The organism is Agrobacterium sp. DSM 25558 (assembly GCF_900100825.1).
Lineage (GTDB): Bacteria > Pseudomonadota > Alphaproteobacteria > Rhizobiales > Rhizobiaceae > Agrobacterium.
In genome coordinates this window covers 1-851 of the sequence record NZ_FMUD01000093.1, presented here as the reverse complement: position 1 = coordinate 851, position 851 = coordinate 1, and the positions used below count along the sequence as shown (strand labels likewise).

1 protein-coding gene is annotated in these 851 nt (G+C 55.1%); it reads right to left on the bottom strand.

Going from position 1 to position 851, the window contains the following annotated elements; genetic code table 11:
- Positions 1-20: 20 nt before the first annotated feature.
- A protein-coding gene (locus DSM25558_RS28050) for an IS5 family transposase (protein ID WP_141682939.1) occupies positions 21-775 on the bottom strand; the annotation gives its coding sequence in 2 pieces (ribosomal slippage) (positions 21-442 and positions 442-775; 756 coding nt in all).
- Between the last annotated feature and the right edge of the window lie 76 nt (positions 776-851).

Below are 851 nucleotides of genomic sequence, written 5' to 3'. Positions count from 1 at the left end.
TAGGCTCAGGACTCATAAAATCAGAGCCAGAAGATAACAGCGGCGGCGATGCAAATGCTTGAGAAGAAGGTATGTGCGCAGCGATCGTAACGTGTGTGGATGCGCCTCCAGTCCTTTAGCTTGCCGAACATGTTCTCGATTTTGTGGCGTTTCCTGTAGAGAACAGGATCGTGCGGGACGGGCACTTTCCGGTTGGACCTTGAAGGGATGCAGGCGTCGATCTTGCGCTCGGCTAAGGCAGCGCGAAACCAGTCGGCGTCATAGCCCTTGTCCGCCAGCAACGTCCTGGCCTTCGGCAGAACACGCAGCATATGTGCCGCTCCTTTGTAGTCGCTCATCTGGCCTTCGCTCAACAGCAGGACAAGAGGCCGACCTTCTCCATCGCAGACGGCATGCAGTTTGGAGTTCAAGCCGCCTTTGGTTCTTCCGATACGTCGGGGAACATCCCCTTTTTTAGCAGGCTGGCTGCAGTGCGATGGGCTTTGAGGTGCGTAGCATCGATCATCAAGGTATCGGATTTGCTACGTTTTGCTGTCAGTTCGGCCAAGATGCGGTTGAAGACGCCGAGCCGGCTCCAGCGAATGAAACGATTATAGATGGTCTTATGCGGCCCGTATTCACGCGGCACGTCGCGCCACCGCAAACCATTGCGCAGGACGAAGATGATGCCGCTCAATACCAAGCGGTCATCGACACGCGGCACGCCATGTGACAGCGGGAAGAAAGGTTCGATCCGGCGCATCTGTGCATCCGACAAAAGCATCAGGTCACTCATGGCAGTGTCTCCTTTTGATCTTAGTGAATCAAAACAAGGGGCACATCGCAAGAGCTTTAATGGGTCCTGAGCCTAG